The following is a 22,852-nucleotide window of genomic DNA, read 5'->3' on the forward strand; positions in this document are numbered from 1 at the left end:
GGCCTGCCCGGACGGCTTCCCGCGCGCCGGTTCCGCGCGAGGTCCCCGCTGGTCGCGCGGTGGTACGGAAGAGGGCGCGCGCAGATGCTTCGTCCGATTCGCCCGGAAACACAGGCGGTTGTGAACGGGTTCGTGTGTGTGCCGTTTTCGGGGGAAGACTCGCATTTGTGAGCAGGACGCCCCTGCCGTTGAAGATCGCTAAAGTGGGCGGGCACGCTCATGCCGGAACGGACGTCTCGTACCGGCGTGTACCCGTCACTCTGGGTGAACCGTCCGCTCGCACGCCAGGCGGCGGACACACAGCCGAGGGTTCGGGCAGCAGGTTTGGTAGCCAACCTCAGGTGCATAGAATCACCCAATTCACCCGCAAAGAGAGCGAGTTCGTGAGATACCGGAAAGAGCCGAACGAGAGACTCGGGACGAACTCATGCTCACCGGGCCAGTAACCGCAGTTCGGGAGGACGTCGCACCATCCAGGCGACCCTTCCGAGCCGGGACACACGCGCTCTTTCCATCCTCTAGCATGGCTACCCACAGTGACCTCGGCCGGTCGTCAGGGCGTGACCGGCGCATCCCCCTCATCCGCTCGGTGACCCCCCGCCGCCAGGCGCTCCCAATCGGCGCCGGGCCAGCAGTACCGGGAGATTGGCCAGCTCACCTATGAACGATCTCGACGACATGGACTTCCTGCTCGGTTCGGATGACGACGACGGCCGTGGCAGGCGCCGGGGCCGGGGCCGCAACGGCCGGCGGGGCAGCAGGCGGCGGCGCCGCCGCAACCGGGGCGGCTTCCTCGCCCCGCTGCTCGCCTTCATCATCCTGGCCGGCATCATCGGCGGCGGCGGCTACTACGGCTACCGATGGGTCAGCGACGCGCTGGTGCCCGACGACTACACCGGCCAGGGCACGGGCGAGGTCGTCATCGAGATCAAGGACGGCCAGAGCGCCTCCGAGGTGGCGCAGGAGCTGCAGCGGCAGGGTGTCGTCGCCAGCGCCAGGGCCTTCACCAACGCCATCGACAGCGCGGGCAAGAGCTCCTCCCTGCAGCCCGGCACGTACAAGCTGCGCAAGCAGATGGCCGCGGCCGAGGCGGTCAAGCTGCTCGACCCGGGCAACCTGATCGTGGCCAAGGCGACGATCAAGGAAGGCCTGCGGCTGTCCGACACCTTCAAGCAGCTCGCCGAGAAGACCGGCAAGAAGCCGAAGGATTTCGAGAACGCGGCCAAGAGCGCCGAGGATCTCGGCCTGCCCTCGTACGCCAAGGGCAAGCTGGAGGGCTACGTCTTCCCGGCCACGTACGACTTCCAGCCGAAAGCCACCCCGGCCGAGATGCTCGCGCAGATGATCGAGCGGTTCAACCAGACGGCCGAGAAGTTCGAGCTGGAGTCCAGCGCCAAGAAGATGGGCTACACGCCGCACGAGATGATCACCATCGCCAGCATCATCCAGGCGGAGGCGGGCCGTCACGAGGACATGCCGAAGATCGCGCGGGTCATCTACAACCGGATGAACCACGAGCCGGAGATGACGCTGTCGATGGACAGCACGGTCATGTACGCCTGGCGCCGCTACCGCACCAGGGCGACGCACGCCGAGCTGGAGATCAAGTCTCCGTACAACACGTACAAGAACCTCGGCCTGCCGCCCGGCCCGATCGCCAACCCCGGTGACCACGCCATCGAGGCGGCGCTCAACCCCGCCAAGGGGCCGTGGCTGTTCTTCGCCGCCACCGACCCGAAGAGCAACGTCACCAAGTTCGCCACCACCGACGCGGAGTTCCAGGCGCTCCTCGCGGAGCTGGAGCGGAACTCGTCCGGCGGCTGACCCGTATGATGGCGGACCGAAAGGGGGGTGCATGCGAGCTGCCGTGATGGGCTCGCCGATCGCCCACTCGCTCTCGCCGCACCTGCACCGGGCCGCCTACCGTGAGATGGGGCTGTCCGGCTGGAGCTACGACGCGTTCGAGTGCGACGAGGCGGCGCTGCCTGGCCTGCTGCGCGAGCTGCGCCCGGTGCGCGGCGGAGGGCCGGAGGAGCCGGGCACGTGGGCCGGGCTGTCGTTGACCATGCCGCTCAAGCGCGCCGTGCTGCCGCTGCTCGACACCGTGTCCGAGGTGGCGCTGGAGGTCGGCGGGGCCAACACCGTGGTCTTCGCCGGCGGCGCCGCCCACGGCCACAACACCGACGTCCACGGCATCGAGCAGGCCCTGGCCGAGGCGGGCGTGCCCGCGCCGCGCTCGGCGACCGTGCTGGGCGGCGGCGCCACCGCCTGCTCGACCCTGGCCGCGCTGCGCGACCTGGGTCTGCACGAGGCCACGCTGGTGGTCCGCGACCCGGCACGGGCGGGCGAGACGGCGGGCGCGGCCGAGCGGCTCGGGATGGCGCTGGCCGTCCAGACGTTCGACAAGCTCGACACGGTCCTCGGGGTCGACCTGGTGGTCTCCACCCTGCCGGGCGGCGCCGCCGACGCGCACGCCGACCGGCTGGCCGGGGTGCCCGCGCTGTTCGACGTGGTCTACTCTCCCTGGCCGACCCGGGCGGCGGCGGCCGTCGAGGCGGCGGGCGGCATCGTGATCGGCGGTTTCCCGATGCTGCTCCACCAGGCGGTGCGCCAGGTGGAGCTGATGACGGGCCGCGCCGACGTCCCGGTGGCGGCGATGCGAGCGGCCGGCGAGGCCGAGATCCTCAGACGGGCCAGTCGAACGGGTTGACCACGGTCACGCCGAGTCCGTCGAAATCCTTGACGTTGCGGGTGACCACACTCCATCCGTGCACCTTCGCCGTGGCGGCGATGAGCGCGTCGGCCGTGGCGAGAGGGCGTTCGGAGCGCAGGCGTCCCCAGGCTTCGGCGATGCCCGGAGAGATGGGCACGATCCGGTCCTGGAACGACGCGTAGAGGGTGGCGAGCCAGCGCTCGAGAACCATGGCCTGCTGGGGGTCGCTTCTCCTCCGCAGCTCGATGCCCCAGCGGATCTCGCCGATGGACAGCGCGCTCAGGTAGAGCGTGGGCCCCAGGGAAGAGCTCACCCACTCCTTGACGGGCGGGCTGCCGTTGCGCTTCCTTACCTCGGAGATGACGTTGGTGTCGAGGAGGTAGCCGACGCTCACCAGCCCAGGTCCACTTCTCGGGGAAGTTCCTTACTACGCGGGAACTCCAGATTGTCGTCCCAGTCGGGCGCGTTGAGCAGGAATTCCTTGAAGTCCGGCTGCTCGCCCCTGAACCGGCGGTACTCATCCATGCCGATGATCACCGCCACGTCCTGCCCGTGACGGGTGACGATCTGCGGTCCCTCGTCGTGCGCCTTCCTGACGACCTCGCTGAAGCGCTGCTTGGCCTCCTGAAGCTGCCAAACGCCCATGAAACCCCCCTTCTGTCCAGACTGGACAGAAGTTTACCAGGGAGGCCGCCGCTCACCGGGGAAGATTCGAGGTCGCGCCGGTGTTGTGGTAGCGTAGCTCTCTGATCGGTCCGGCATGCCATTGCTGGACGCGCAAGCGGAGGTCTCCCTCCCACCCGAGCGGCCGAAAGGTGGCCGGGTCAAGGATCACGCCGGACTACTCCGGGGAGCTTGAAGGCCACGATGCCGAAGAGCTCAGTGGCCCCGCATGCGCGACGTGCGGGGCTTTTCGCGTTTTCGCGGGAGCTCCCGGCACGACGAGCACGTAGGGATCGCAAACCTAGGAGGCCCCATCAGCACTGAGCCCCGCATCAACGAGCGTATCCGAGTTCCCGAGGTGCGCCTCGTGGGCCCGAACGGCGAGCAGGTGGGCATCGTGTCCATCCACGACGCACTCAAGCTCGCCCAGGAAGCCGACCTTGACCTCGTCGAGGTCGCGGCGACGGCTCGACCGCCCGTGTGCAAGCTCATGGACTACGGAAAGTTCAAGTACGAGTCCGCGATGAAGGCGCGCGAGGCGCGCAAGAATCAGGCGCACACGATCATCAAGGAGATCAAGCTCCGGCCGAAGATCGACCCGCACGACTACGAGACCAAGAAGGGTCACGTCGTCCGGTTCCTCAAGGCGGGAGACAAGGTCAAAGTCACGATCATGTTCAGGGGCCGCGAGCAGTCCCGGCCCGAGCTGGGATTCAGGCTTCTGCAGCGGCTCGCGCAGGACGTCCAGGAGCTCGGCTTCGTGGAGTCCCAGCCCAAGCAGGACGGCCGCAACATGATCATGGTGATCGGTCCGCACAAGAAGAAGGCCGAGGCCAAGGCCGAGAAGGCCGCCGCGAAGGCCCAGCATGGCAGCGAGGAGCCCTCCAAGCAGGAGGCGTGACCCGCGGCTCGGGTTAGCCTTACTGGCGCACCCCCGAGCAGCCAGACGAAGACGCCGAAGACCGGGCCGGCTCCGCCGCCGGCCCGGCCAGCGGCACGACCGAATTGAGGAGAGACGGCGAGATGCCGAAGATGAAGACGCACAGCGGTGCGAAGAAGCGGTTCCGGCTTACCGGCACCGGCAAGGTGAAGCGCCGCCGCGCCAACCGCGCTCACTACAACGAGTGGAAGTCGTCTAAGCTGACGCGCCGTCTCAAGAACGAGGTCGTCCTTTCCGAGGCCGACACCAAGAAGATCAAGAAGCTGCTCGGCAAGTAGCGCGAACCCCCGGGGAGAATAAAATGGCACGCGTGAAGCGGGCGCTCAACGCCAAGAAGAAGCGCAAGGTCGTTCTCGAGCGGGCAACCGGTTACCGTGGCCAGCGGTCGCGGCTCTACCGCAAGGCCAAGGAGCAGATGCTCCACTCGATGACGTACGCCTATCGGGACCGCAAGGACCGCAAGGGCGCCTTCCGCCGTCTGTGGATCCAGCGGATCAACGCCGCGGCTCGTCAGAACGGCATCACCTACAACCGCCTCATCCAGGGCCTGCGCCTGGCCAACATCGAGGTGGACCGCAAGATCCTCGCCGATCTCGCGGTGAACGACAGCCAGACCTTCGCCACGCTCGTCGAGGCCGCCAAGAAGGCGCTGCCCGCGAACGTGAACGCGCCGGCCGCGGGCTGACCCGAATTCTGCGGGAAGGGCTCACCCGAGTGGTGGGCCCTTTTCCATGCACGCACCCAACAGGAGTGAGATGGCCGGAGCCGAGCTGACCAACGTCCGGTCGCCGCGGGTCAAGGCGGCTCGCAGGCTCACCAAACGCGCCTTCCGGGACCAGGACCGCAAGTTCCTGGCCGAGGGCCCGCAGGCGGTGCGCGAGGCGCTCAAGCTGGACGGGATCACGCTGGAGCTGTTCACCACCGCCGAGGCCGAGGCGCGCCATCCCGAGCTGGTCGGCACGGCCGCCGACCAGGGCGTCCCGGTCCACCGGGCCAGCGGCGAAGTCATGGCCGAGCTGTCGCAGACCGTCACCCCGCAGGGCCTGGTCGCCGTCTGCCGGCCGGTGCACGTGCCGCTCGACGACGCCCTGCCCGAGGCCGCCCGCCTGGTGGCGGTGCTCGCGCACGTGCGCGACCCGGGCAACGCCGGCACCGTCATGCGCGCCGCCGACGCCGCGGGCGCGGACGCGGTGCTCTTCACCGATGCCAGCGTGGATCCGTACAACGGCAAGTGCGTGCGCGCCAGCGCGGGTAGCCTGTTCCACGTGCCCGTGGCCGTCGGCGCCCCGGTCGCGCAGGCCGTGCGCCGGCTGAAGGAGCGTGGGCTGCGCGTGCTCGCGGCGGACGGCGCGGGCCGCCACACGCTCGACGACGTCGACCTGTCGGGGCCCACCGCGTGGATCTTCGGCAACGAGGCGTGGGGCCTTCCCGAAGAGGTGCTCGGGGTGGCCGACGATGTGGTGCGCGTGCCCATCTACGGACAGGCCGAGAGCCTCAATCTGGCCACCGCCGCGGCGGTGTGCCTTTACTCCTCCGCCAGGGCTCAGCGAGTGCCCTAGGCGGCGGGAAACCCGCTATTGTCGGCCTTGGAGGCGGAGGAGGCGAGGTCGTGCACGGCGCAGACACCGATGGGCGGCTGGTTGCCGCCGCGTGCACGATAGCGATCGACGATCTCCCTGACGGGCTCGTCGTCGCCGACCGGTTCGGCCGCGTGCTCGCGGTCAACCGCGCCGCCGCCCGGCTCACCGGCGTCACGCCCGAACGCGCCGTCGGCCGCGACATGAACGAGGTGTTCCCGTTCCGCGACAACGACGGCCGCGACTGGTGGAAGGCGCTCGATCCCGAGGGCGGCCTGCGCACCCGCAGCCGCGTCCCGGAGAAGCCCCTCCACCTGCCCGGCCGCCAGGAGCTGTACGTGACCGCGCGGTTCGTCCGTGAGCCGGAGCGGTGCGGCGACGTCGAGCGGGTGGCGATCACGCTGCGCGACGGCGGCGCCCGGGCCCGGCTGGAGCGCAGCCGCGCCGACCTGGTCTCCACGGTCGCCCACGAGCTGCGCTCGCCGCTGACCAGCGTCAAGGGGTTCACCGCGACGCTGCTCGCCAAGTGGGGCCGCTTCACCGAAGAGCAGAAGCTCGTCATGCTCGAGACCGTCAACAACGACGCGGACCGCGTCACCCGGCTCATCACCGAGCTGCTCGACGTCTCCCGCATCGAGTCCGGCCGGCTGGAGCTGCGCCGCCAGGTCGTCGACATCCCCGCCAGGGCCCGACGGGTCGTCGCCGGGCGGGTCGCGGCGGGCGAGCAGGAGGACCGCTTCCGCCTCATCACGGGTGACGATCTTCCCGAAATGTGGCTTGACCAGGACAAGGTTGACCAGATCCTGGCTAACCTGGTGGAAAACGCGGTGCGTCACGGTCGAGGCACCGTGACCATCGAGATCGAGTCCGTCGGGTGGGGAGTGGCCGTGTCGGTGCGCGATCAGGGCGAGGGCGTCAGGCCCGAGGTGGCCCCGCGCGTATTCAGGCAGTTCTGGCGCGGCAACAGCCGCAAGCGTGGCGGCACCGGCCTCGGCCTGTTCATCGTCAAGGGGCTGGTGGAGGCCCACGGCGGCACCATCACCGTGCAGCAGGCGCCCGAGGGCGGGGCGGAGTTCCGATTTACCGTGCCCACCGGCACGCCCGACTTCGCGTGACACCGGGACCGGTGGGCCACCACTAGACTTTTCCCGCTCAAGCCCTGGATACGGAGCTCACTCTTGTCTGACTACGACCCGGTCGAGGTCACCCCGCTGCACGCCGACGAGGTGTCCCGGATGGAGGCCGACGCCATCGCGGCGATCAAGGCGGCCGGCAGCCTCGACGCACTCAAGCAGGCCAGGCTGGCGCACTCCGGCGACCGCTCGCCTCTCGCCCTGGCCAACCGCGAGATCGGCGCCCTGCCGCCCGCCGCCCGTGCCGAGGCGGGCAAGCGGGTCGGCACCGCCCGCAGAGCCGTCGCCGAGGCGCTGGCCGCCCGGCAGGCCGAGCTGGAGGCCGAGCGCGACGCCCGGGTGCTCGTCGAGGAGACCGTCGACGTCACCCTGCCGTGGGACCGCCGCCCGCGCGGCGCCCGCCACCCGCTGACCACGCTGCAGGAGCGCATCGCCGACACGTTCGTCGCGATGGGCTACGAGGTGGCCGAAGGCCCCGAGCTCGAAGGCGAGTGGTTCAACTTCGAGGCGCTCAACATCGCCAAGGACCACCCGGCCCGCTCCGAGCACGACACGTTCTTCGTCGGCTCCACCGACTCGGGCATGGTGCTGCGCACGCAGACCTCGCCGCTGCAGATCCGCGCCCTGCTGGAGCGCGGCGCGCCGTGTTACGCGATCGCGCCCGGCAAGACGTTCCGCACCGACGAGCTCGACGCCACCCACACCCCGGTCTTCCACCAGACCGAGGGCCTGGCCGTCGACAAGGGCCTCACCATGGCCCACCTCAAGGGCACGCTCGACCGGTTCGCCGAGGTCATGTTCGGTGAGGGCATCACCACCAGGTTCCGGCCCAACTACTTCCCCTTCACCGAGCCGTCCGCCGAGATGGACCTCAAGTGCTTCGTCTGCCGCGGCGCCTCGGCGGTGCCCGGCAACCCGCCCTGCCGCACCTGCAAGAACGAGGGCTGGATCGAGTGGGGCGGCTGCGGCATGGTCAACCCGCGGGTGCTGGTCGCCTGCGGCATCGACCCGTCGGTCTACTCCGGGTTCGCCTTCGGGATGGGCATCGAGCGGACGCTGATGTTCCGCCACAACGCCGAGGACATGCGCGACATGATCGAGGGAGACGTGCGCTTCACGCTCCCGTTCGGAATGGAGATCTGATGAGGGTCCCGCTTTCCTGGCTGCGGGAGTATGTCGATCTCCCGGCGGTCACCGCCCAAGAGGTGGCTGACAAGCTCACGGCCGCCGGGCTCAAGCTGGAGTCCATCGCCTCCCACGGCCACGACGTCAAGAACGTCGTCGTCGGCGAGGTGCTGGAGATCGAGGAGCTGACCGGCTTCAAGAAGCCGATCCGCCACTGCCGGGTCGAGGTCGGCGAGCCGACGCCGCGCGAGATCGTCTGCGGCGCCACCAACTTCGCCGTCGGCGACCGCGTCCCCGTGGTGCTGCCCGGCGGCGTGCTGCCCGGAGGGTTCGAGGTCGGCGCCCGCAAGACCTACGGCCGCCTGTCCGAGGGCATGATCTGCTCGGAGCGCGAGCTGGGCCTGGGCGAGGACCACGCGGGCATCATGGTGCTGCCCGCCGGCACCCCCGTCGGCGCCGACGTGGTGGAGCTGCTCGGCCTGCGCGACGACGTGATCGAGCTGGAGATCACCCCCGACATCGGCTACGCGCTGTCGATCCGGGGCGTGGCCCGCGAGGTCGCGATCGCGTTCGGGGCGGCGTTCCGCGACCCCGCCGACGTGCGGCCGCCCGAGCACACCAGCCGGGCCTGGCCGGCCTACATCGACGACCCGACCGCGTGCGACCGGTTCGTGCTGCGCCAGGTCACCGGCTTCGACCCGGAGGCCAAGAGCCCGCTGTGGATGCGCACCCGGCTCATCCGGGCCGGCATGCGGCCGGTGTCGCTGGCCGTCGACATCACCAACTACCTCATGCTGGAGCTCGGCCAGCCGCTGCACGCCTTCGACACCGACAAGCTCACCGGCGAGATCGTGGTGCGGCGCGCGCTGCCGGGCGAACGGCTGGAGACGCTCGACCACGTCGTGCGCGACCTCGACCCGGACGACATCCTCATCACCGACCAGTCGGGGCCGATCTCCATGGCCGGCACCATGGGCGGCCTGGAGACCGAGATCTCCGACGGTTCCACCGAGATCGTCATCGAGGCCGCCCACTTCTCGGCCACCGGCATCTCGCGCGAGTCCCGCCGCCACAACCTCGTCTCCGAGGCGTCCAAGCGGTTCGAGCGCGGCGTCGACCGTGAGCTGCCGCTCGTCGCCTCCTGGCGGGCCGTGAGCATGCTGGCCGAGCTGGGCGGCGCCACCATCGTGCCCGGGGTCACGCACGCCGAGGTCGAGGTCAGGCCCGCCCGCGTGTCGATCCCCGCCGCCCACCCCGGTGACATCGCCGGCATGCCGTACGCGAAAGAGACCGTCGTGCGCAGGCTGGAGCAGATCGGCTGCGTCGTGGTCGACGGCGACGACCCGGCCGTGCGCGAGGGCGGCGTCGACCCGACCGGCGTGGTCACCGGCGGCGAGCTGGCGGCCAGGCTGGCCGTCAAGGGCGACGACATGATCACGGTGACCCCGCCGTCGTGGCGGCCCGACCTCACCGACCCCAGCGACCTCGCCGAAGAGGTCATCCGGCTGGAAGGGTACGAGCGGCTGCCGTCCGTGCTGCCCAGCGCCCCCGCGGGGGCAGGGCTCACCGAGGGCCAGCGGCTGCGCAGGAGGGTCGGCCGGGCGCTGGCCGAAGCGGGCTACGCCGAGGTGCTGGCCTACCCGTTCATCAGCGCCGACGACTTCGACCGGCTGCAGCTGCCCGCCGACGACGCCCGCCGCCGCGCGATGCGGCTGGCCAACCCGCTGGGCGAGGACGAGCCGCTGATGCGCACCACGCTGCTGCCCGGGCTGCTCAAGACCCTGGTACGCAACGTCGGACGCGGCTTCGCCGACGTGGCCCTGTTCGAGGCCGGCGCCGTCTACCGGCCGCGCGAGGGGGCGCCCGAGGCGGCCCCCGTGCTCGGCGTCGAGCGGCGGCCCACCGAGGAGGAGCTGGCCTCGATCGAGGCGGCGCTGCCCGACCAGCCGTGGCGGGTCGCGGTGGTGCTCGTCGGCGAGTTCGAGCGCTCCGGCTGGTGGGGCGCGGGCCGGCAGGCGTCGTGGGCCGACGCGGTGCAGGCCGGACGGATCGTCGCGGCCGAGGCCGGGCTGGAGCTGTCGGTCGTGGCCGACCAGCACGAGCCGTGGCACCCGGGCCGGTGCGCCGCCCTCTACCTCGGCGACCTGCTCGTCGGCCACGCGGGCGAGCTCCACCCGCGGGTCATCGAGGCCTACGGGCTGCCGCCGCGCACGGCCGCGCTGGAGCTGGAGCTGACCCGCCTGGAGACGGCCATGCGCGGCCCGGCCCAGGCTCCGTCCATCTCCGCCTACCCGGTCGCCACCCAGGACGTCGCCCTGATCGTGCCCGACTTCACCCCGGTGGCCGACGTCGAGGCGGCGCTCCGCGACGGCGCGGGTGAGCTGCTGGAGTCGGTGCGGCTGTTCGACGTCTACGCCGGTGCCCAGGTGGGCGAGGGCAACAAGTCGCTCGCGTACGCGATGCGTTTCCGCGCCCCCGACCGCACGCTGACGGCCGAGGAGATCTCCGCCGCCCGCGACGCCGCCGTGGCGCTCGCCGCCGACCGCGTCGGCGCCCAGCTGCGCTCTGCCTGACGCGTCAAGGGCCGGTACGGGTTCGTACCGGCCCTTTTCGGTCAGATCGAGTCGATCTCGGCGAGGTCGATGTCCATGTCGAACGGGACGGTCACCTTGGCGCGGTCGTGATGGATACCCGTGGGCACGTAGGCGCGGGTGGCAGGGTCGAGTTCGTAGACGTAGACGACAGGCCTGCCGGAGTCGTTCTCGACCCGCCAGAAGTGGGGGATGCCCGCCTCCGCGTAGAGCAGGGGCTTGCGCTTGCGGTCGCGCTCCTCGGACTCGGGGGACACCACTTCGACGGCGAGGGCGACGTCGCCGGCCGGGTAGTAGGTGGCTGAGGAACGGACGTCGGCGCCGGGCTTGAGAACGATCAGATCCGGCTCCGGGCGCTGTCTGGGACCGAGTTTGACGCTCATCTCGCGGCGCACGCGGTAGCCCTTCGGAGCAGCACGGCGCAGACCGGCCTCCAACAGGTAGATCGTCGAGGTGTGGAAGTCTAGCTGCGGGCTCACGAAGACCAAGCTTCCGTCAATCAACTCCGTGTGCGCAGGCAAATGCGGAAGGTGATCGAGGTCTTCTGCCGTGAACCCCTCGGGGGGAGGGAAGATCCAGTCGGGCAGCGAGGACTCTGGCGCCATGGGAATGCTCACCGCTTCGGCCGTCATGGTCTTACGTTAGCAACGTACCCCGCTCACTGTTCGTGAACGCGTGCTCTCGCCTGCTGCCAGAATGCCGTTCATGAGGCAGTTGCTGATCTTTTCTGAGCGGGACGACGCCGAGGAGGTCGCGGCGACGCTCGGCGAGTGGTTCCCGGGCCTGGGCGTGCCGCGGGTGGTGCGGGAGACGCTGGCGGGGGAGGACGACGCGGAGGACGCGCAGTGGCTCGTCGTCGTGGAGGGGCTCGCCGGGGAGAGCCTGGCCAAGGTGGACGAGCTGACCGAGCGGTTCGAGGGGTGGCGCGAGGAGGGCTGATGTGGCGCGGGCTCCCGCCGCTGCGGTGGCGGGGCCCGCGCCGGGGGCTCCCCGGCTTCGCCGGTCGGGAGCCCTGTCCCGGATGGCTAGGGGAGGCGCTCGAACGGGGTCGGGGTGCTGCCGGTCCAGCGGTGGAGGCGGGAGTGGGCCGTCTGCTTGGTGACGCCGTCCTCGGTCACGGTGCCGGCGTCCACCAGGTAGAAGCGGCCGTCGTCCAGCGAGGCCAGGCCGTACTCACCGGAGGACTCCCAGCCGCGGACGCCCGACGCCTCGTGGTGCAGGCCCTCGGGCGCGAGCGTGAGCAGGTCGCCCTGCTCCGGCTGGGGCTGTCCCTCGATCGGTCCGCGCACCGGGCGGGTGGCGCCGTCGACGGTGAACATCGAGTAGTTGGGGAACTGCGGCTTGGCGCCCTTGTAGACGGCCATCAGCCACTTGCCGGTGTGGCCGTCGTACTCCAGGTTCTGGACTCCGTACCGGGTGTTGCCGGTGCGGACGAAGTACTTCCCGTCGACCTTGGCCGGGCCGGAGGTGTGCGGGGCGCTCTGGGTGAGAGGGCGCTCGTACTTGCGCCACTTGGTGATGTCGTACTGGAGCAGCACCTGGTGGTCGTTGTCCTGGCGAGCGGTGTTGGAGTAGACGCCGTAGGCCACGGTCAGCTTCTGCTTGCCGTGCCGCTTGCCGAACTCGGGGCCGAACGCGACGCCGTCGATGCCGCTGCAGCCGTAGCGGTGGTCGGGGGTGTTGGCCACGTTGCCGTCGAAGACGCCGTCGCCGTTCATGTCGGCGCTGTAGTCGTCGACCACCTCCTTGAGGTAGACGGCGGTCACCACGTCGGAGGTCTCGGCGTCCATGCCGAGGCTGGTGATGCGGTCGACGTCGAAGATGGCGATGTAGAACGCCTGCGCGTCCTTGTATTCCAGCGACCCGTACACCCGGCGGTCCTGACGGTTGAAGTCGAGGTCGCCGAGGTGGCCGGTGAAGCCGGTGACGGAGCCGACGGGCTTGCCGGACAGGTCGGTCTTGACGAGCAGGTTGGTGAAGGAGAAGTACATGAAGCCCTTCTTCTCGTCCACCGCGATCCCCTGCACGTGACCCGCCTGCCAGGCGCCGCCGTACACCTCCGCGGGGAACTCGGGGCGCGGCGCCGCCGCGTGGGCGGCGGAGGCGCTGGTGACGAGGGCCGAAGCCAGGACTGCCGTGAGTAGTGCGTTTGCCACCCGCATGTGTACGTTACGTACCCTTCTTTGATCTTTCTTGAGCGCAAATCACGCTAAAGCTGCAAGTTAGATCTTTACTGACTTCCACCTGACAAGTCCATGACCATCCGTGGAAACATCGGAGCGGCAAGCGGAAGCCCCCGCCGGGGCGGGGGCCATGGGGGGAGGAGGGTCAGGCGGCCGGCACCTTGTCCAGGAAGCCGAGCACCTTGCTGATGCGCCCGTCCTCGGCCAGCTCCACCACGTCGAAGCCGGTCGCCACCGGCTCCCCGCCCTCCGGGCCGAGGTGCCAGGTGAAGCGGGCGATGCCGTGGTGGGCGTCGTACAGCTCGCCGGGGGTGAAGACCAGGCCGGGAAACATCCCCTGGGCGCCCTCGATGACGGCGGCGATGCCGGCGTGCCCGGCCACGTCCGCCAGCGGGTCGGTGTACGTCGCGTCCTCGGTCCAGACGCCGGCCACGGCCTTGGCGCGGGCGGCGGGGTCGGTCTCGTTCCAGGCGGCCACGTAACGCTCGACGAGGTTCGTCATGATTTATCAGCCTTTCAGATGGTTAGCGAAGCTTGCGGAGACCGGCGATCTGCAGCACGGCGAACCCGGCGACCACGAGGGCCTGGAGGATCGCCCACACCGCGCCGATCGTGGTGAACGCGAGGAGACCGGTGACGACGGCGGCGATGCTTGCCAGTGCCCAGACGACGTTCAGACCGATCACGACCTGGGTGCCCGCCTCGCTGACCTGGCGGCGGCCCGCGAGGAGACCGACGGCGACCCCGTACGCGAGCAGGAAGATCCCGATCCCGCGCAGCGGGCCCGCGTCCGGCCCGAGCAGGTCGCTCAGAAGGCCGGCGGCGGCGAGGTAGGCCAGGCCGTTGACCCCTGTGACGACGGCGTCCGCGGCGAGCACGAGCCGCAGGAAGCTCGCGCGGCCGGTAGTGGCGCTGGTGGGGGTGCTCATCTCGCGTCTCCTTAGGTGTTCGTTCCGACACCCGCAACGGTGCCAGCGAGCACATAGGCCACGCGATTACGTGGAAGGTAATGCGATCTGGTGCAGACATGCTGACCTGGTGATATGTCATGAAAAAAGCGGCCCGCCGGTCGAGGGCGGGCCGCTTCGGGCGTCGTCAGGCGCCGAGCACCTCCCGGCGCAGGTGGGTCTTGAGGATCTTGCCGCCGGGGTTGCGCGGCAGCTCGCCCTCCCGGAACCAGAAGTGGCGCGGCACCTTGAACGCGGCGATCCGCCCGTCGAGGAACGCCCGCAGTTCCTCGCCGGTGGCCGGGACGCCGGCGGCGAGGCGGATCACCGCGCCCACCTCCTCGCCCAGCTCGTCGTGCGGCACGCCGATCACCGCGACGTCGTCCACGGCCGGGTGCTCGAACAGCGCGGCCTCCACCTCGGCGCAGTAGACGTTCTCGCCGCCCCTGATCACCATGTCCTTGGCCCGGTCGACGATGTAGACGAACCCGTCCTCGTCGATCTTGGCCAGGTCGCCGGTGTGCAGCCAGCCGCCGACGAACGTCTCGGCGGTGGCCTCCGGCTTGTTCCAGTAGCCCAGGATCACGTTGGGGCCGCGCACGCAGAGCTCGCCGACCTCGCCGGGCGGCAGCTCGTTGTTCATCGGGTCGACCACGCGCACGTCGACCACGGGGGAGGGCCTGCCGATGCTGTCGGGGTGCGCCTGGTAGTCGGCGCCCCCGTTGCCGATGGCCAGCGCGGTCGTCTCGGTCATGCCGTAGCCGTTGGACGCGGCGCGGGCGGGGAGGTTCTCGGTGATGCGCTCCAGCAGCCTGGGCGGGGCGGGCGCGCCGCCGTAGCCGAGCGTGTTGAGCGACGACAGGTCGTGCTTGGCGAAGTCGGGGTGGGACATCAGCTGCCAGGCGTTGGTCGGCACGCCGATCATGGCGCTGACCTTCTCCCGCTCGATCAGCTTCAGCGCCTGGCCCGGGTCCCACTTGTACATGAGCACCAGGCCGCCGCCGCTGAACAGGGTCGTGGTCAGCGCCGAGAAGCAGCCGGTGACGTGGAACAGCGGCACCGTCAGGAGCGTCACCCGCCGCACGGCCGTGGCCTCCCCGGGGTCCTTGCCGGCCAGCGCGCTGGCGCGGTAGAGCCCGTAGGCGACGGTCATCGGCGACTGGCCCAGGTTGCGATGGCTGCCGAGCGCGCCCTTGGGCCGCCCGGTGGTGCCGGAGGTGTAGAAGATGGTGGCCGGGTCGTCGGGGGAGAGCTCCACCTCGGGCAGCGTCACGTCGGCTCTGACCTCGCCGAGCACCTCGTCGAACGTCCGCGCCCCCTCGGGCGCCGCGCCCCTGGCGACGATCAGCGGCACGCCGGTGCCGGCCAGCCTGGGGGCCCGCTCGTCGTCGGCGATGATCACCTTCGCGCCGGAGTCGCTCACCCCGTACGCCAGCTCGGGCTCGGTCCACCAGGCGTTCAGCGGCACCGCGACGGCGCCCGCAGCGAGCGCCGCGGAGAAGGCGATCGACCATTCGGGGTAGTTGCGCATGGCGACCGCCACCCGGTCGCCCTTGCGCACCCCGTAGTCGTCGGCGAGGCGGGTGGCGAGGGTGGCGGCGCGCCGGTAGTGGTCCTCGAAGGTGATGTGCTCGTCCTCGTAGACGAGGAAGACCTTGTCGCCGTGCCACCGGCTGTTCTCCAGCAGCACGCGGAAGTGGGCGGGTGCGTGCTTCCACGTCCGAATGCCGGTGCCGCCGATCTCCTCCATCTCGAAGAGCTGTCCGGGTCCGGTGAGCTGGGCTTCCACCTGGGCGTGCGAAAGGGTCATTACGCAGTACTCCCGCTGGACGGCTGTCGGATACATCACAGTACCGACCGGTAGGTACGTAGCGCTAGACCGTGATTCACCGGGGATTATCCGTGGCCGTGCGCGTTCCGTCACCGTCCCGATATACGGTCTACGGGTTGCATGTTCATCCCCTGCGGTGCATCCTCTTAAAAAGCAAATCCATGAGGTAAGATGCATGACTATGCAGGAGGCAGGCATGAGAGCAGCGGTCGCCGGAGCCAGCGGCTACGCGGGCGGCGAGTTGCTCCGCCTGCTGCTCGGCCACCCGAGACTGGAGATCGGCGCGCTCACCGCCGCCTCCAGCGCGGGCAGCCCGCTCGGCGCCCACCAGCCGCAGCTGCCGGCGCTGGCCGGGCGGATCATCGAAGACACCACGCCAGAGACGCTCGCCGGCCACGACGTGGTCTTCCTCGCGCTCCCGCACGGCCACTCGGCGGCCATCGCCGCCAGGCTCGGCGACGAGACGCTGGTCGTCGACTGCGGCGCCGACCACCGGCTCGCCGACGCGGCCGCCTGGCAGGAGTTCTACGGCGGCGAGCACGCGGGCACCTGGCCCTACGGGCTGCCGGAGCTGCCCGGCCAGCGCGAGGTGCTCAAGGGCGCCCGCCGCATCGCGGTGCCCGGCTGCTACCCCACCTCGGTCCTGCTCGCGCTGACGCCCGCGTTCGCCGCGGGCCTGGCCGAGCCGGACGTCGTCGTGGTCGCCGCCAGCGGCACCAGCGGCGCCGGCAAGTCGCTCAAGCCCAACCTGCTCGGCAGTGAGGTCATCGGCTCGGTCAGCGCCTACGGCGCCGGCGGCGTCCACCGCCACACCCCCGAGATGGAGCAGGGGCTGAGCGCGGCCGCGGGAGTCCCGGTAAGGGTCTCCTTCACGCCCACGCTCGCCCCGATGAGCCGCGGCATCCTGGCCACCTGCACCGCCCCGGCCGCGCCCGGCCTCACCGGGGCCGCGCTGCGCGAGGCGTACGAGGAGGCGCTGCGCGCCGAACCGTTCGTGACGCTGCTGCCGGAGGGCGTCTGGCCCGCCACCGCGATGACCTACGGCGCCAACACCGCCGCCCTGCAGGTGGCGCTCGACGAGCGGGCGGGCCGCGTGCTGGCCGTCATCGCCATCGACAACCTCACCAAGGGCACGGCCGGAGGCGCGATCCAGAGCGCCAACCTCGCCCTCGGCCTGCCAGAAGAGCTCGGTCTCCCCACGAATGGAGTAGCTCCATGAGCGTGACCGCCCCCCTAGGCTTCCGGGCCACGGGCGTGGCCGCCGGCATCAAGTCCGGCGGCGCCCGCGACCTGGCCCTCGTCGTCAACGACGGGCCCAGCCGCGCCGCCGCAGGCGTCTTCACCGCCAACAGGGTGAAGGCGGCGCCCGTGCTGTGGTCGCAGCAGGTCCTGCGAGGCGGGCGGCTACGGGCGGTCGTGCTCAACTCCGGCGGCGCCAACGCCTGCACCGGCCCCGAGGGCTTCCAGGACACGCACGCGACCGCCGAGAAGGCGGCCGCGCTGCTCGACGACTCCGCCGGCGAGATCGCGGTCTGCTCGACCGGGCTGATCGGCGAGCGGCTGCCGATGGACGCGGTGCTGTCCGGCGTGGAGCAGGCAGCCGCCAAGCTGTCCCGCGACGGCGGGCTCAACGCGGCCGACGCCATCCGCACCACCGACACGGTGTCCAAGATCTCCTTCAAGCGCGGCGCCGGCTACATGGTCGGCGGGATGGCCAAAGGGGCCGGCATGCTGGCCCCCGCCCTGGCCACCATGCTCTGCGTGATCACCACCGACGCCGAGCTGACCGCCGAGGAGCTGGGCTCGGTGCTGGGCAGGGCGACGTCCACGACGTTCGACCGGCTCGACACCGACGGCTGCATGTCCACCAACGACACCGTGCTGCTGCTGTCCAGCGGCGCCGCCGGGGTCAGGCCGGACCTGGCGGAGTTCGAGCAGAAGGTGACGGAGGTCTGCGCCGACCTGGCCAGGCAGCTCCTCGTCGACGCCGAGGGCGCCAGCAAGGCCATCTCCATCGAGGTGGTCGGCGCCGCCTCCGAGGACGACGCGGTCAAGGTCGGCCGCGCGGTCGCCCGTTCCAACCTGCTCAAGTGCGCCATCCACGGTGAGGACCCCAACTGGGGCCGGGTGCTGTCCGCGGTCGGCACCACCGACGCCGAGTTCGAGCCCGAGCGGCTCAACGTGGCCATCAACGGCATCTGGATCTGCCGCGGCGGCGCCGTCGGCGACGACCGCGACAAGGTCGACATGCGCCCGCGCGACGTCACCATCACCGTCGACCTGTCGGCCGGCCCGCACACCGCCACGGTGCACACCACCGACCTGACGGCCGAGTACGTCCACGAGAACTCGGCGTACTCGACATGAGGGACGCGCAGGAGAAGGCGGCCGCGCTCATCGAGGCCCTGCCGTGGCTGGAGCGTTTCCACGGCGCGACCGTCGTCATCAAGTACGGCGGCAACGCGATGACCGACGAGGCGCTCAAGGAGTCGTTCGCCGAGGACGTCGTCTTCCTGCGCCACGCCGGGCTGCGGCCGGTCGTGGTGCACGGCGGCGGCCCGCAGATCAACGCCCACCTCGACAAGCTGGGCATCGAGTCCACGTTCACCGCCGGGCTGCGGGTCACCACCCCTGAGGCCATGCAGGTCGTCAGGATGGTGCTGGTCGGCCAGGTCGGCCGCGACATCATCGGCCTGATCAACCGCCACGGCCCGTTCGCGGTCGGCCTGTCGGGCGAGGACGCCCACCTGTTCACCGCCGAGCGCAAGAGCGCCATCGTCGACGGCAGCCCGGTCGACATCGGCCAGGTCGGCGAGATCGTCAAGGTCGAGCCCGGCACGGTCGAGGCGCTGCTGGCCGACGGGCGCGTCCCGGTCGTGTCCGGCATCGCCCGCGGCGCCGACGGCGAAATCTACAATGTGAACGCCGACACCGCGGCCGCAGCGCTGGCCGTGGCGCTCAAGGCCGACAAGCTCATCGTCCTCACCGACGTCGAGGGCCTGTACGCCAACTGGCCGGACGACACCGACGTCATCGACGAGATCGACGCGGCCGAGCTCGAGCGGCTGATGCCCACGCTGTCCAGCGGCATGGTGCCCAAGATGGAAGCCTGCCTGACCGCCGTGCGCAACGGCGTCCCGCAGGCCCACGTGCTCGACGGCAGGGTGCCCCACTCGCTGCTGCAGGAGATCTTCACCAACGAAGGAATCGGAACCATGGTGGTGCCCTGATGAGTAGCCTGTACGAGCGGTTCGAGCAGGTCTTCATGCCCAACTACGGCGTCCCCCCGGTCGCGCTGGCCAGGGGCGAGGGCGCCCGCGTGTGGGACGTCGAGGGCAGGGAGTATCTCGACTTCATCGCCGGCATCGCGGTCGTCTCGCTCGGTCACGCCCACCCCGCGCTGGTCGAGGCGGTGTCGAAGCAGGTGGCGACGATCGCCCACACCAGCAACCTGTTCCTGCACGAGCCCGAGGTGCTGCTGGCCGAGAGGCTGACCGGCCTGCTCGGCGCGCCCGCCCGGGTCTTCTTCGCCAACTCCGGCACCGAGGCCAACGAGGCCGCCTACAAGCTCGCGGTCAAGTACGGCAAGCGCACCGGCAGGTCCTACTTCGTCGCGGCCGAGAACGGCTTCCACGGCCGCACGATCGGCGCGCTGTCGCTGAGCGGCAAGAAGTCCATCCGCGACCAGTTCGGCCCCTTCCCGGTCGACGTCCGGTTCGTCCCGTACGGGGACGCGGACGCGCTGAAGGAGGCCGTGACCGGCGACTGCGCGGTGGTGTTCCTGGAGCCGACGCAGGGCGAGGCCGGCGTGGTGCCGCCGCCCGACGGCTACCTGGCGGCGGCCCGCGAGATCTGTGACGCGACCGGCGCGCTGCTGGTCGCCGACGAGATCCAGTCGGCGATCGGCAGGACCGGCCACTGGTTCGCCCACCAGGCCGACGGCTTCACCCCCGACATCCTCACCCTGGCCAAGGGGCTGGGCGGCGGGCTGCCGATCGGCGCCTGCGTCGGATTCGGCGAGGCCGGCACCCTGTTCGAGAAGGGCGACCACGGCTCGACCTTCGGCGGCAACCCGGTGTCCTGCGCCGCGGCCCTGGCCGTGCTCGACAACGTGGACCTCGGCCATGTCAACGAGGTCGCCGCGCGGCTGCGCGGCGGTCTCGAATCCATCGCGCACCCGCTGCTGAAGGGGGTGCGCGGACGCGGCCTGTGGCTGGCCGCCGTGCTCGCCGAGCCCGTTTCGGGGAAGGTGCAGAAGGCGGCGCAGGATGCGGGCTTCCTCGTCAACGCCGTGCAGCCGGACGCGGTGCGGATCGCGCCGCCGCTGGTCGTGACGGCCGGCCAGGTGGACGCCTTCACCGCCGCGTTCCCGAACATTCTCACGGAGGCGAGCCAGTGACCGCAGGAAACAACGCGGACGTCAGGCACTTTCTGCGGGACGACGACCTCTCGCCGGCCGAGCAGGAAGAGGTGCTCGTCCTGGCGGCGGAGATGAAGAAGGACCGCTTCGGCCACCGCCCGTTCGAGGGGCCCAAGACCGTGGCGGTGCTGTTCGACAAGCCGTCGGCCAGGACCCGCGTCTCCTTCCACGTGGGCATCGGCGAGCTGGGCGGCCTGCCGCTGATCGTCGACGGCGTCTCCACCCTCATGGGCCGCGGCGAGCCGGTCGAGGACATCGCCCGCGTGCTCGATCGGCAGGTGGCCGCCATCGTGTGGCGCACCAGCGGCCAGGAGCTGATCGAGACCATGGCGGCGAACTCCGCGGTGCCCGTGGTCAACGCGCTCACCGACGAGTTCCACCCCTGCCAGATCCTCGCCGACCTGCAGACGGTGCGCGAGCGGCTGGGCCGCACCGCCGGGCTGACACTCGCGTACGTGGGAGACGGCGCCAACAACATGGCCAACTCCTACCTGCTGGGCGGCGCCACCGCCGGTATGCACGTGCGGATCGGCGCCCCGGTCGGCTACCAGCCCGACGCGGTGGTCCTGGCCAGGGCCGCGGCCATCGCCGCCACCACCGGCGGTTCCGTGGTGTCCGTCTCGGACCCGGTCGCCGCCGTTCAGGGGGCGCAGGTCGTGGCGGCCGACACCTGGGTGTCGATGGGCCAGGACGGCAAGGACGACCGGGTCCGCGATCTCATGCCCTACCAGGTCAACGCCGAGCTGCTGGCACACGCCGACGGCGACGCGGTCGTGCTCCACTGCCTGCCCGCCTACCGCGGCAACGAGATCACCGCCGACGTCCTGGAGGGCCCGCGCAGCGCCGTGTGGGACCAGGCGGAGAACCGGCTGCACGCGCAGAAGGCGCTGCTCCACTGGCTGGTGACCAGACCATGACGATCCCGATGACCAAGGCGGCCCGGCAGGCGAAGATCACCGACCTGCTCCAGCGCCAGCCGGTCCGGTCCCAGCCGGAGCTGGCCAAGCTGCTGGCGGAGAGCGGCGTCGAGGTCACCCAGGCCACGCTCTCGCGCGACCTCGACGAGCTGGGCGCGCTCAAGCTGCGCGCCGAGGACGGCTCGCTGGTGTACGCGCTGCCCGGTGAGGGCGGCGGGCGGATCCCGCTGGCCAGGCTCGGCACCGGCGAGTCCCCGGCCGCGCGGCTGCACCGCATCGCGGAGGAGCTGCTGGTCAGCGCCGACGCCTCGGCCAACCTGGTCATCGTCAGGACTCCGCCGGGCGCGGCCCAGTTCCTCGCCTCCGCCATCGACCACGCCGACTGGGAGTCGATTCTCGGCACCGTCGCGGGTGACGACACGATCCTGGTCATCAGCCGAGACCCGCAGGGCGGGCCGGCTCTCGCGGAGGCGCTGCTGAAGGCGGCAGACCGGCGCACTTAGACCGAATTATCACGCTTTATCGCAATCGATGGAGACAGAGCAATGACGGAGAGAGTGGTCCTGGCGTTCTCCGGGGGCCTGGACACGTCGGTGGCCATCCCGTTCCTCGCCGAGAAGATGAACGCCGAGGTCATCGCCGTCGCGGTGGACCTCGGCCAGGGCGGCGAGGACATGAAGGCCATCCGCGAGCGCGCCCTGGACTGCGGCGCCGTCGAGTCCGTGGTGGTCGACGCCAGGGAGGAGTTCGCGGCCGACTTCTGCGTGCCCGCGCTCCAGGCCAACGCCCTCTACATGGACCGCTATCCGCTGCTGTCGTCGCTCTCGCGCCCGCTCATCGTCAAGCACCTGGTCACCGCGGCCAAGCAGCTCGGCGGCACGATCGTGTCCCACGGCTGCACCGGCAAGGGCAACGACCAGGTCCGCTTCGAGGCCGGGCTGGCGGCGCTGGCCCCCGAGCTCAAGGTGGTCGCCCCGGCCCGCGACTTCGCCTGGACCCGCGACAAGGCGATCGAGTACGCCGAGCGCAGGGGCCTGCCCATCGAGACCACCAAGAAGAACCCGTTCTCGATCGACCAGAACCTGTGGGGCCGCGCCATCGAGACCGGCTTCCTGGAAGACATCTGGAACGCGCCCAGCGAGGACGTCTACGCCTACACGGCCGACCCCGCCGTGCCGCGCGAGCCCGACGAGGTCGTCATCACCTTCGAGCGGGGCGTCCCGGTCAAGCTCGACGGCCGCCCGCTCACCCCGTACGAGATCATCGACGAGCTGAACCGGCGGGCCGGCGCGCACGGCGTCGGGCGCATCGACATGGTCGAGGACCGGCTGGTCGGCATCAAGTCACGCGAGGTGTACGAGGCGCCCGGCGCGATCACGCTCATCACGGCGCACCTGGAGCTGGAGAGCGTCACCGTCGAGCGCGACCTGGCCCGCTTCAAGCGGGGCGTCGACCAGCGGTGGAGCGAGCTGGTCTACGACGGGCTGTGGTACTCGCCGCTCAAGCGCGGGCTCGACGCGCTCATCGCCGACGCGCAGCGGTACGTCAGCGGTGACATCAGGATGACCCTGCACGGCGGCCGCGCCACGGTCACGGGCCGGCGTTCCGAGCAGTCGCTGTACGACTTCTCGCTCGCCACCTACGACACCGGCGACTCGTTCGACCAGTCGCTGGCCAAGGGTTTCGTACAACTGTTCAGCCTGCCTTCGAAGATCGCGGCGGCTCGCGACGCGAAGCAGGGGTGAAGTGCACTAAGGTCGCGGAGGACGTGCGGTGAAGGCTGAGGAGAAGACGGTGAGTGATGGCAAGCCG

At 70.6% G+C, this 22,852-nt stretch carries 24 protein-coding genes; 17 read left to right on the forward strand and 7 right to left on the reverse strand.

Annotated elements, in window-relative coordinates; genetic code table 11:
• Positions 1–660 precede the first annotated feature (660 nt).
• Together mltG and ABD999_RS36030 are read left to right on the forward strand one after the other, a co-directional pair.
• Positions 661–1,824 (forward strand): endolytic transglycosylase MltG, encoded by a 1,164-nt coding sequence (gene mltG / locus ABD999_RS36025; protein WP_271279477.1) that lies wholly within the window; start codon positions 661–663, stop codon positions 1,822–1,824.
• A 31-nt stretch (positions 1,825–1,855) separates the two neighbouring features.
• On the forward strand, positions 1,856–2,710 hold the full coding sequence (locus ABD999_RS36030; protein ID WP_271279476.1) for a shikimate dehydrogenase: 855 nt from the start codon (positions 1,856–1,858) through the stop codon (positions 2,708–2,710).
• Here the strand turns inward: ABD999_RS36030 and ABD999_RS36035 are convergent.
• Both ABD999_RS36035 and ABD999_RS36040 read right to left on the reverse strand, forming a co-directional pair.
• The gene (locus tag ABD999_RS36035) at positions 2,685–3,107 is read right to left on the reverse strand and encodes a type II toxin-antitoxin system VapC family toxin (RefSeq protein WP_271279475.1); all 423 of its coding nucleotides are present in this window, start codon (positions 3,105–3,107) and stop codon (positions 2,685–2,687) included. The genes ABD999_RS36030 and ABD999_RS36035 overlap by 26 nt on opposite strands.
• On the reverse strand, positions 3,104–3,358 hold the full coding sequence (locus ABD999_RS36040) for a type II toxin-antitoxin system Phd/YefM family antitoxin (protein ID WP_271279474.1): 255 nt from the start codon (positions 3,356–3,358) through the stop codon (positions 3,104–3,106). The genes ABD999_RS36035 and ABD999_RS36040 overlap by 4 nt, the downstream gene beginning before the upstream one ends.
• A 256-nt stretch (positions 3,359–3,614) precedes the next feature.
• Between ABD999_RS36040 and infC the strand changes: the two genes are divergently transcribed.
• From infC to ABD999_RS36075, 7 genes are all read left to right on the forward strand, one after another.
• The gene (gene infC / locus ABD999_RS36045) at positions 3,615–4,277 is read left to right on the forward strand and encodes a translation initiation factor IF-3 (RefSeq protein WP_271279479.1); all 663 of its coding nucleotides are present in this window, start codon (positions 3,615–3,617) and stop codon (positions 4,275–4,277) included.
• 122 nt (positions 4,278–4,399) lie between these two features.
• On the forward strand, positions 4,400–4,594 hold the full coding sequence (gene rpmI, locus ABD999_RS36050; protein WP_148031210.1) for a 50S ribosomal protein L35: 195 nt from the start codon (positions 4,400–4,402) through the stop codon (positions 4,592–4,594).
• 23 nt (positions 4,595–4,617) lie between these two features.
• A complete protein-coding gene (gene rplT, locus ABD999_RS36055) occupies positions 4,618–5,001 on the forward strand; it encodes a 50S ribosomal protein L20 (protein ID WP_148031211.1) in 384 nt (127 codons plus the stop codon).
• Positions 5,002–5,071: 70 nt separating this feature from the next.
• On the forward strand, positions 5,072–5,875 hold the full coding sequence (locus ABD999_RS36060; protein WP_271279473.1) for a TrmH family RNA methyltransferase: 804 nt from the start codon (positions 5,072–5,074) through the stop codon (positions 5,873–5,875).
• 50 nt (positions 5,876–5,925) lie between these two features.
• Positions 5,926–7,008 (forward strand): sensor histidine kinase, encoded by a 1,083-nt coding sequence (locus tag ABD999_RS36065; protein ID WP_148031212.1) that lies wholly within the window; start codon positions 5,926–5,928, stop codon positions 7,006–7,008.
• A gap of 120 nt (positions 7,009–7,128) precedes the next feature.
• A complete protein-coding gene (gene pheS, locus ABD999_RS36070) occupies positions 7,129–8,169 on the forward strand; it encodes a phenylalanine--tRNA ligase subunit alpha (RefSeq protein WP_246639256.1) in 1,041 nt (346 codons plus the stop codon).
• Positions 8,169–10,724 carry a phenylalanine--tRNA ligase subunit beta gene (locus ABD999_RS36075; protein WP_271279472.1) on the forward strand — a complete coding sequence of 852 codons (2,556 nt, stop codon included), beginning with the start codon at positions 8,169–8,171 and terminating at the stop codon, positions 10,722–10,724. Before pheS ends, ABD999_RS36075 begins: the two co-directional genes overlap by 1 nt.
• 41 nt (positions 10,725–10,765) lie before the next feature.
• On the opposite strand, the gene ABD999_RS36080 is transcribed toward ABD999_RS36075, so the two are convergent.
• Complete coding sequence (locus ABD999_RS36080; RefSeq protein WP_271279471.1) at positions 10,766–11,374, reverse strand: Uma2 family endonuclease; 609 nt, start codon at positions 11,372–11,374, stop codon at positions 10,766–10,768.
• 73 nt (positions 11,375–11,447) lie between these two features.
• On the opposite strand from ABD999_RS36080, the gene ABD999_RS36085 reads away from it, so the two are divergent.
• Positions 11,448–11,681: a hypothetical protein gene (locus tag ABD999_RS36085; protein ID WP_148031215.1), complete on the forward strand. Its 234-nt coding sequence runs from the start codon at positions 11,448–11,450 to the stop codon at positions 11,679–11,681.
• 86 nt (positions 11,682–11,767) lie between these two features.
• On the opposite strand, the gene ABD999_RS36090 is transcribed toward ABD999_RS36085, so the two are convergent.
• The 4 genes from ABD999_RS36090 to ABD999_RS36105 all read right to left on the reverse strand — a co-directional run bounded on the left by ABD999_RS36090 (position 11,768) and on the right by ABD999_RS36105 (position 15,682).
• Positions 11,768–12,898, reverse strand: coding sequence for a hypothetical protein (locus ABD999_RS36090; protein ID WP_271279873.1), 1,131 nt, complete (start codon positions 12,896–12,898; stop codon positions 11,768–11,770).
• A gap of 172 nt (positions 12,899–13,070) precedes the next feature.
• A complete protein-coding gene (locus ABD999_RS36095; RefSeq protein WP_271279872.1) occupies positions 13,071–13,427 on the reverse strand; it encodes a nuclear transport factor 2 family protein in 357 nt (118 codons plus the stop codon).
• 22 nt (positions 13,428–13,449) lie between these two features.
• Positions 13,450–13,854: a hypothetical protein gene (locus ABD999_RS36100; RefSeq protein ID WP_271279871.1), complete on the reverse strand. Its 405-nt coding sequence runs from the start codon at positions 13,852–13,854 to the stop codon at positions 13,450–13,452.
• 166 nt (positions 13,855–14,020) lie between these two features.
• The gene (locus ABD999_RS36105) at positions 14,021–15,682 is read right to left on the reverse strand and encodes a class I adenylate-forming enzyme family protein (protein ID WP_148031219.1); all 1,662 of its coding nucleotides are present in this window, start codon (positions 15,680–15,682) and stop codon (positions 14,021–14,023) included.
• Between the two features lie 202 nt (positions 15,683–15,884).
• On the opposite strand from ABD999_RS36105, the gene argC reads away from it, so the two are divergent.
• Genes argC through ABD999_RS36140 form a run of 7 tightly spaced genes read left to right on the forward strand, consistent with a single transcriptional unit; the run spans position 15,885 to position 22,785 of the window.
• Positions 15,885–16,922: an N-acetyl-gamma-glutamyl-phosphate reductase gene (gene argC, locus ABD999_RS36110; RefSeq protein WP_378525348.1), complete on the forward strand. Its 1,038-nt coding sequence runs from the start codon at positions 15,885–15,887 to the stop codon at positions 16,920–16,922.
• Positions 16,919–18,070 (forward strand): bifunctional glutamate N-acetyltransferase/amino-acid acetyltransferase ArgJ, encoded by a 1,152-nt coding sequence (argJ, locus tag ABD999_RS36115; RefSeq protein ID WP_271279869.1) that lies wholly within the window; start codon positions 16,919–16,921, stop codon positions 18,068–18,070. Before argC ends, argJ begins: the two co-directional genes overlap by 4 nt.
• Complete coding sequence (argB, locus tag ABD999_RS36120; protein ID WP_148031222.1) at positions 18,067–18,933, forward strand: acetylglutamate kinase; 867 nt, start codon at positions 18,067–18,069, stop codon at positions 18,931–18,933. The genes argJ and argB overlap by 4 nt, the downstream gene beginning before the upstream one ends.
• A complete protein-coding gene (locus tag ABD999_RS36125; protein ID WP_271279868.1) occupies positions 18,933–20,102 on the forward strand; it encodes an acetylornithine transaminase in 1,170 nt (389 codons plus the stop codon). The genes argB and ABD999_RS36125 overlap by 1 nt, the downstream gene beginning before the upstream one ends.
• A complete protein-coding gene (argF, locus tag ABD999_RS36130; protein WP_148031224.1) occupies positions 20,099–21,040 on the forward strand; it encodes an ornithine carbamoyltransferase in 942 nt (313 codons plus the stop codon). The genes ABD999_RS36125 and argF overlap by 4 nt, the downstream gene beginning before the upstream one ends.
• Positions 21,037–21,543 (forward strand): arginine repressor, encoded by a 507-nt coding sequence (locus ABD999_RS36135; protein WP_148031225.1) that lies wholly within the window; start codon positions 21,037–21,039, stop codon positions 21,541–21,543. Before argF ends, ABD999_RS36135 begins: the two co-directional genes overlap by 4 nt.
• A 42-nt stretch (positions 21,544–21,585) precedes the next feature.
• The gene (locus ABD999_RS36140) at positions 21,586–22,785 is read left to right on the forward strand and encodes an argininosuccinate synthase (protein WP_271279867.1); all 1,200 of its coding nucleotides are present in this window, start codon (positions 21,586–21,588) and stop codon (positions 22,783–22,785) included.
• Positions 22,786–22,852 lie beyond the last annotated feature (67 nt).

The organism is Nonomuraea ferruginea, from assembly GCF_039540635.1.
GTDB lineage: Bacteria > Actinomycetota > Actinomycetes > Streptosporangiales > Streptosporangiaceae > Nonomuraea > Nonomuraea ferruginea.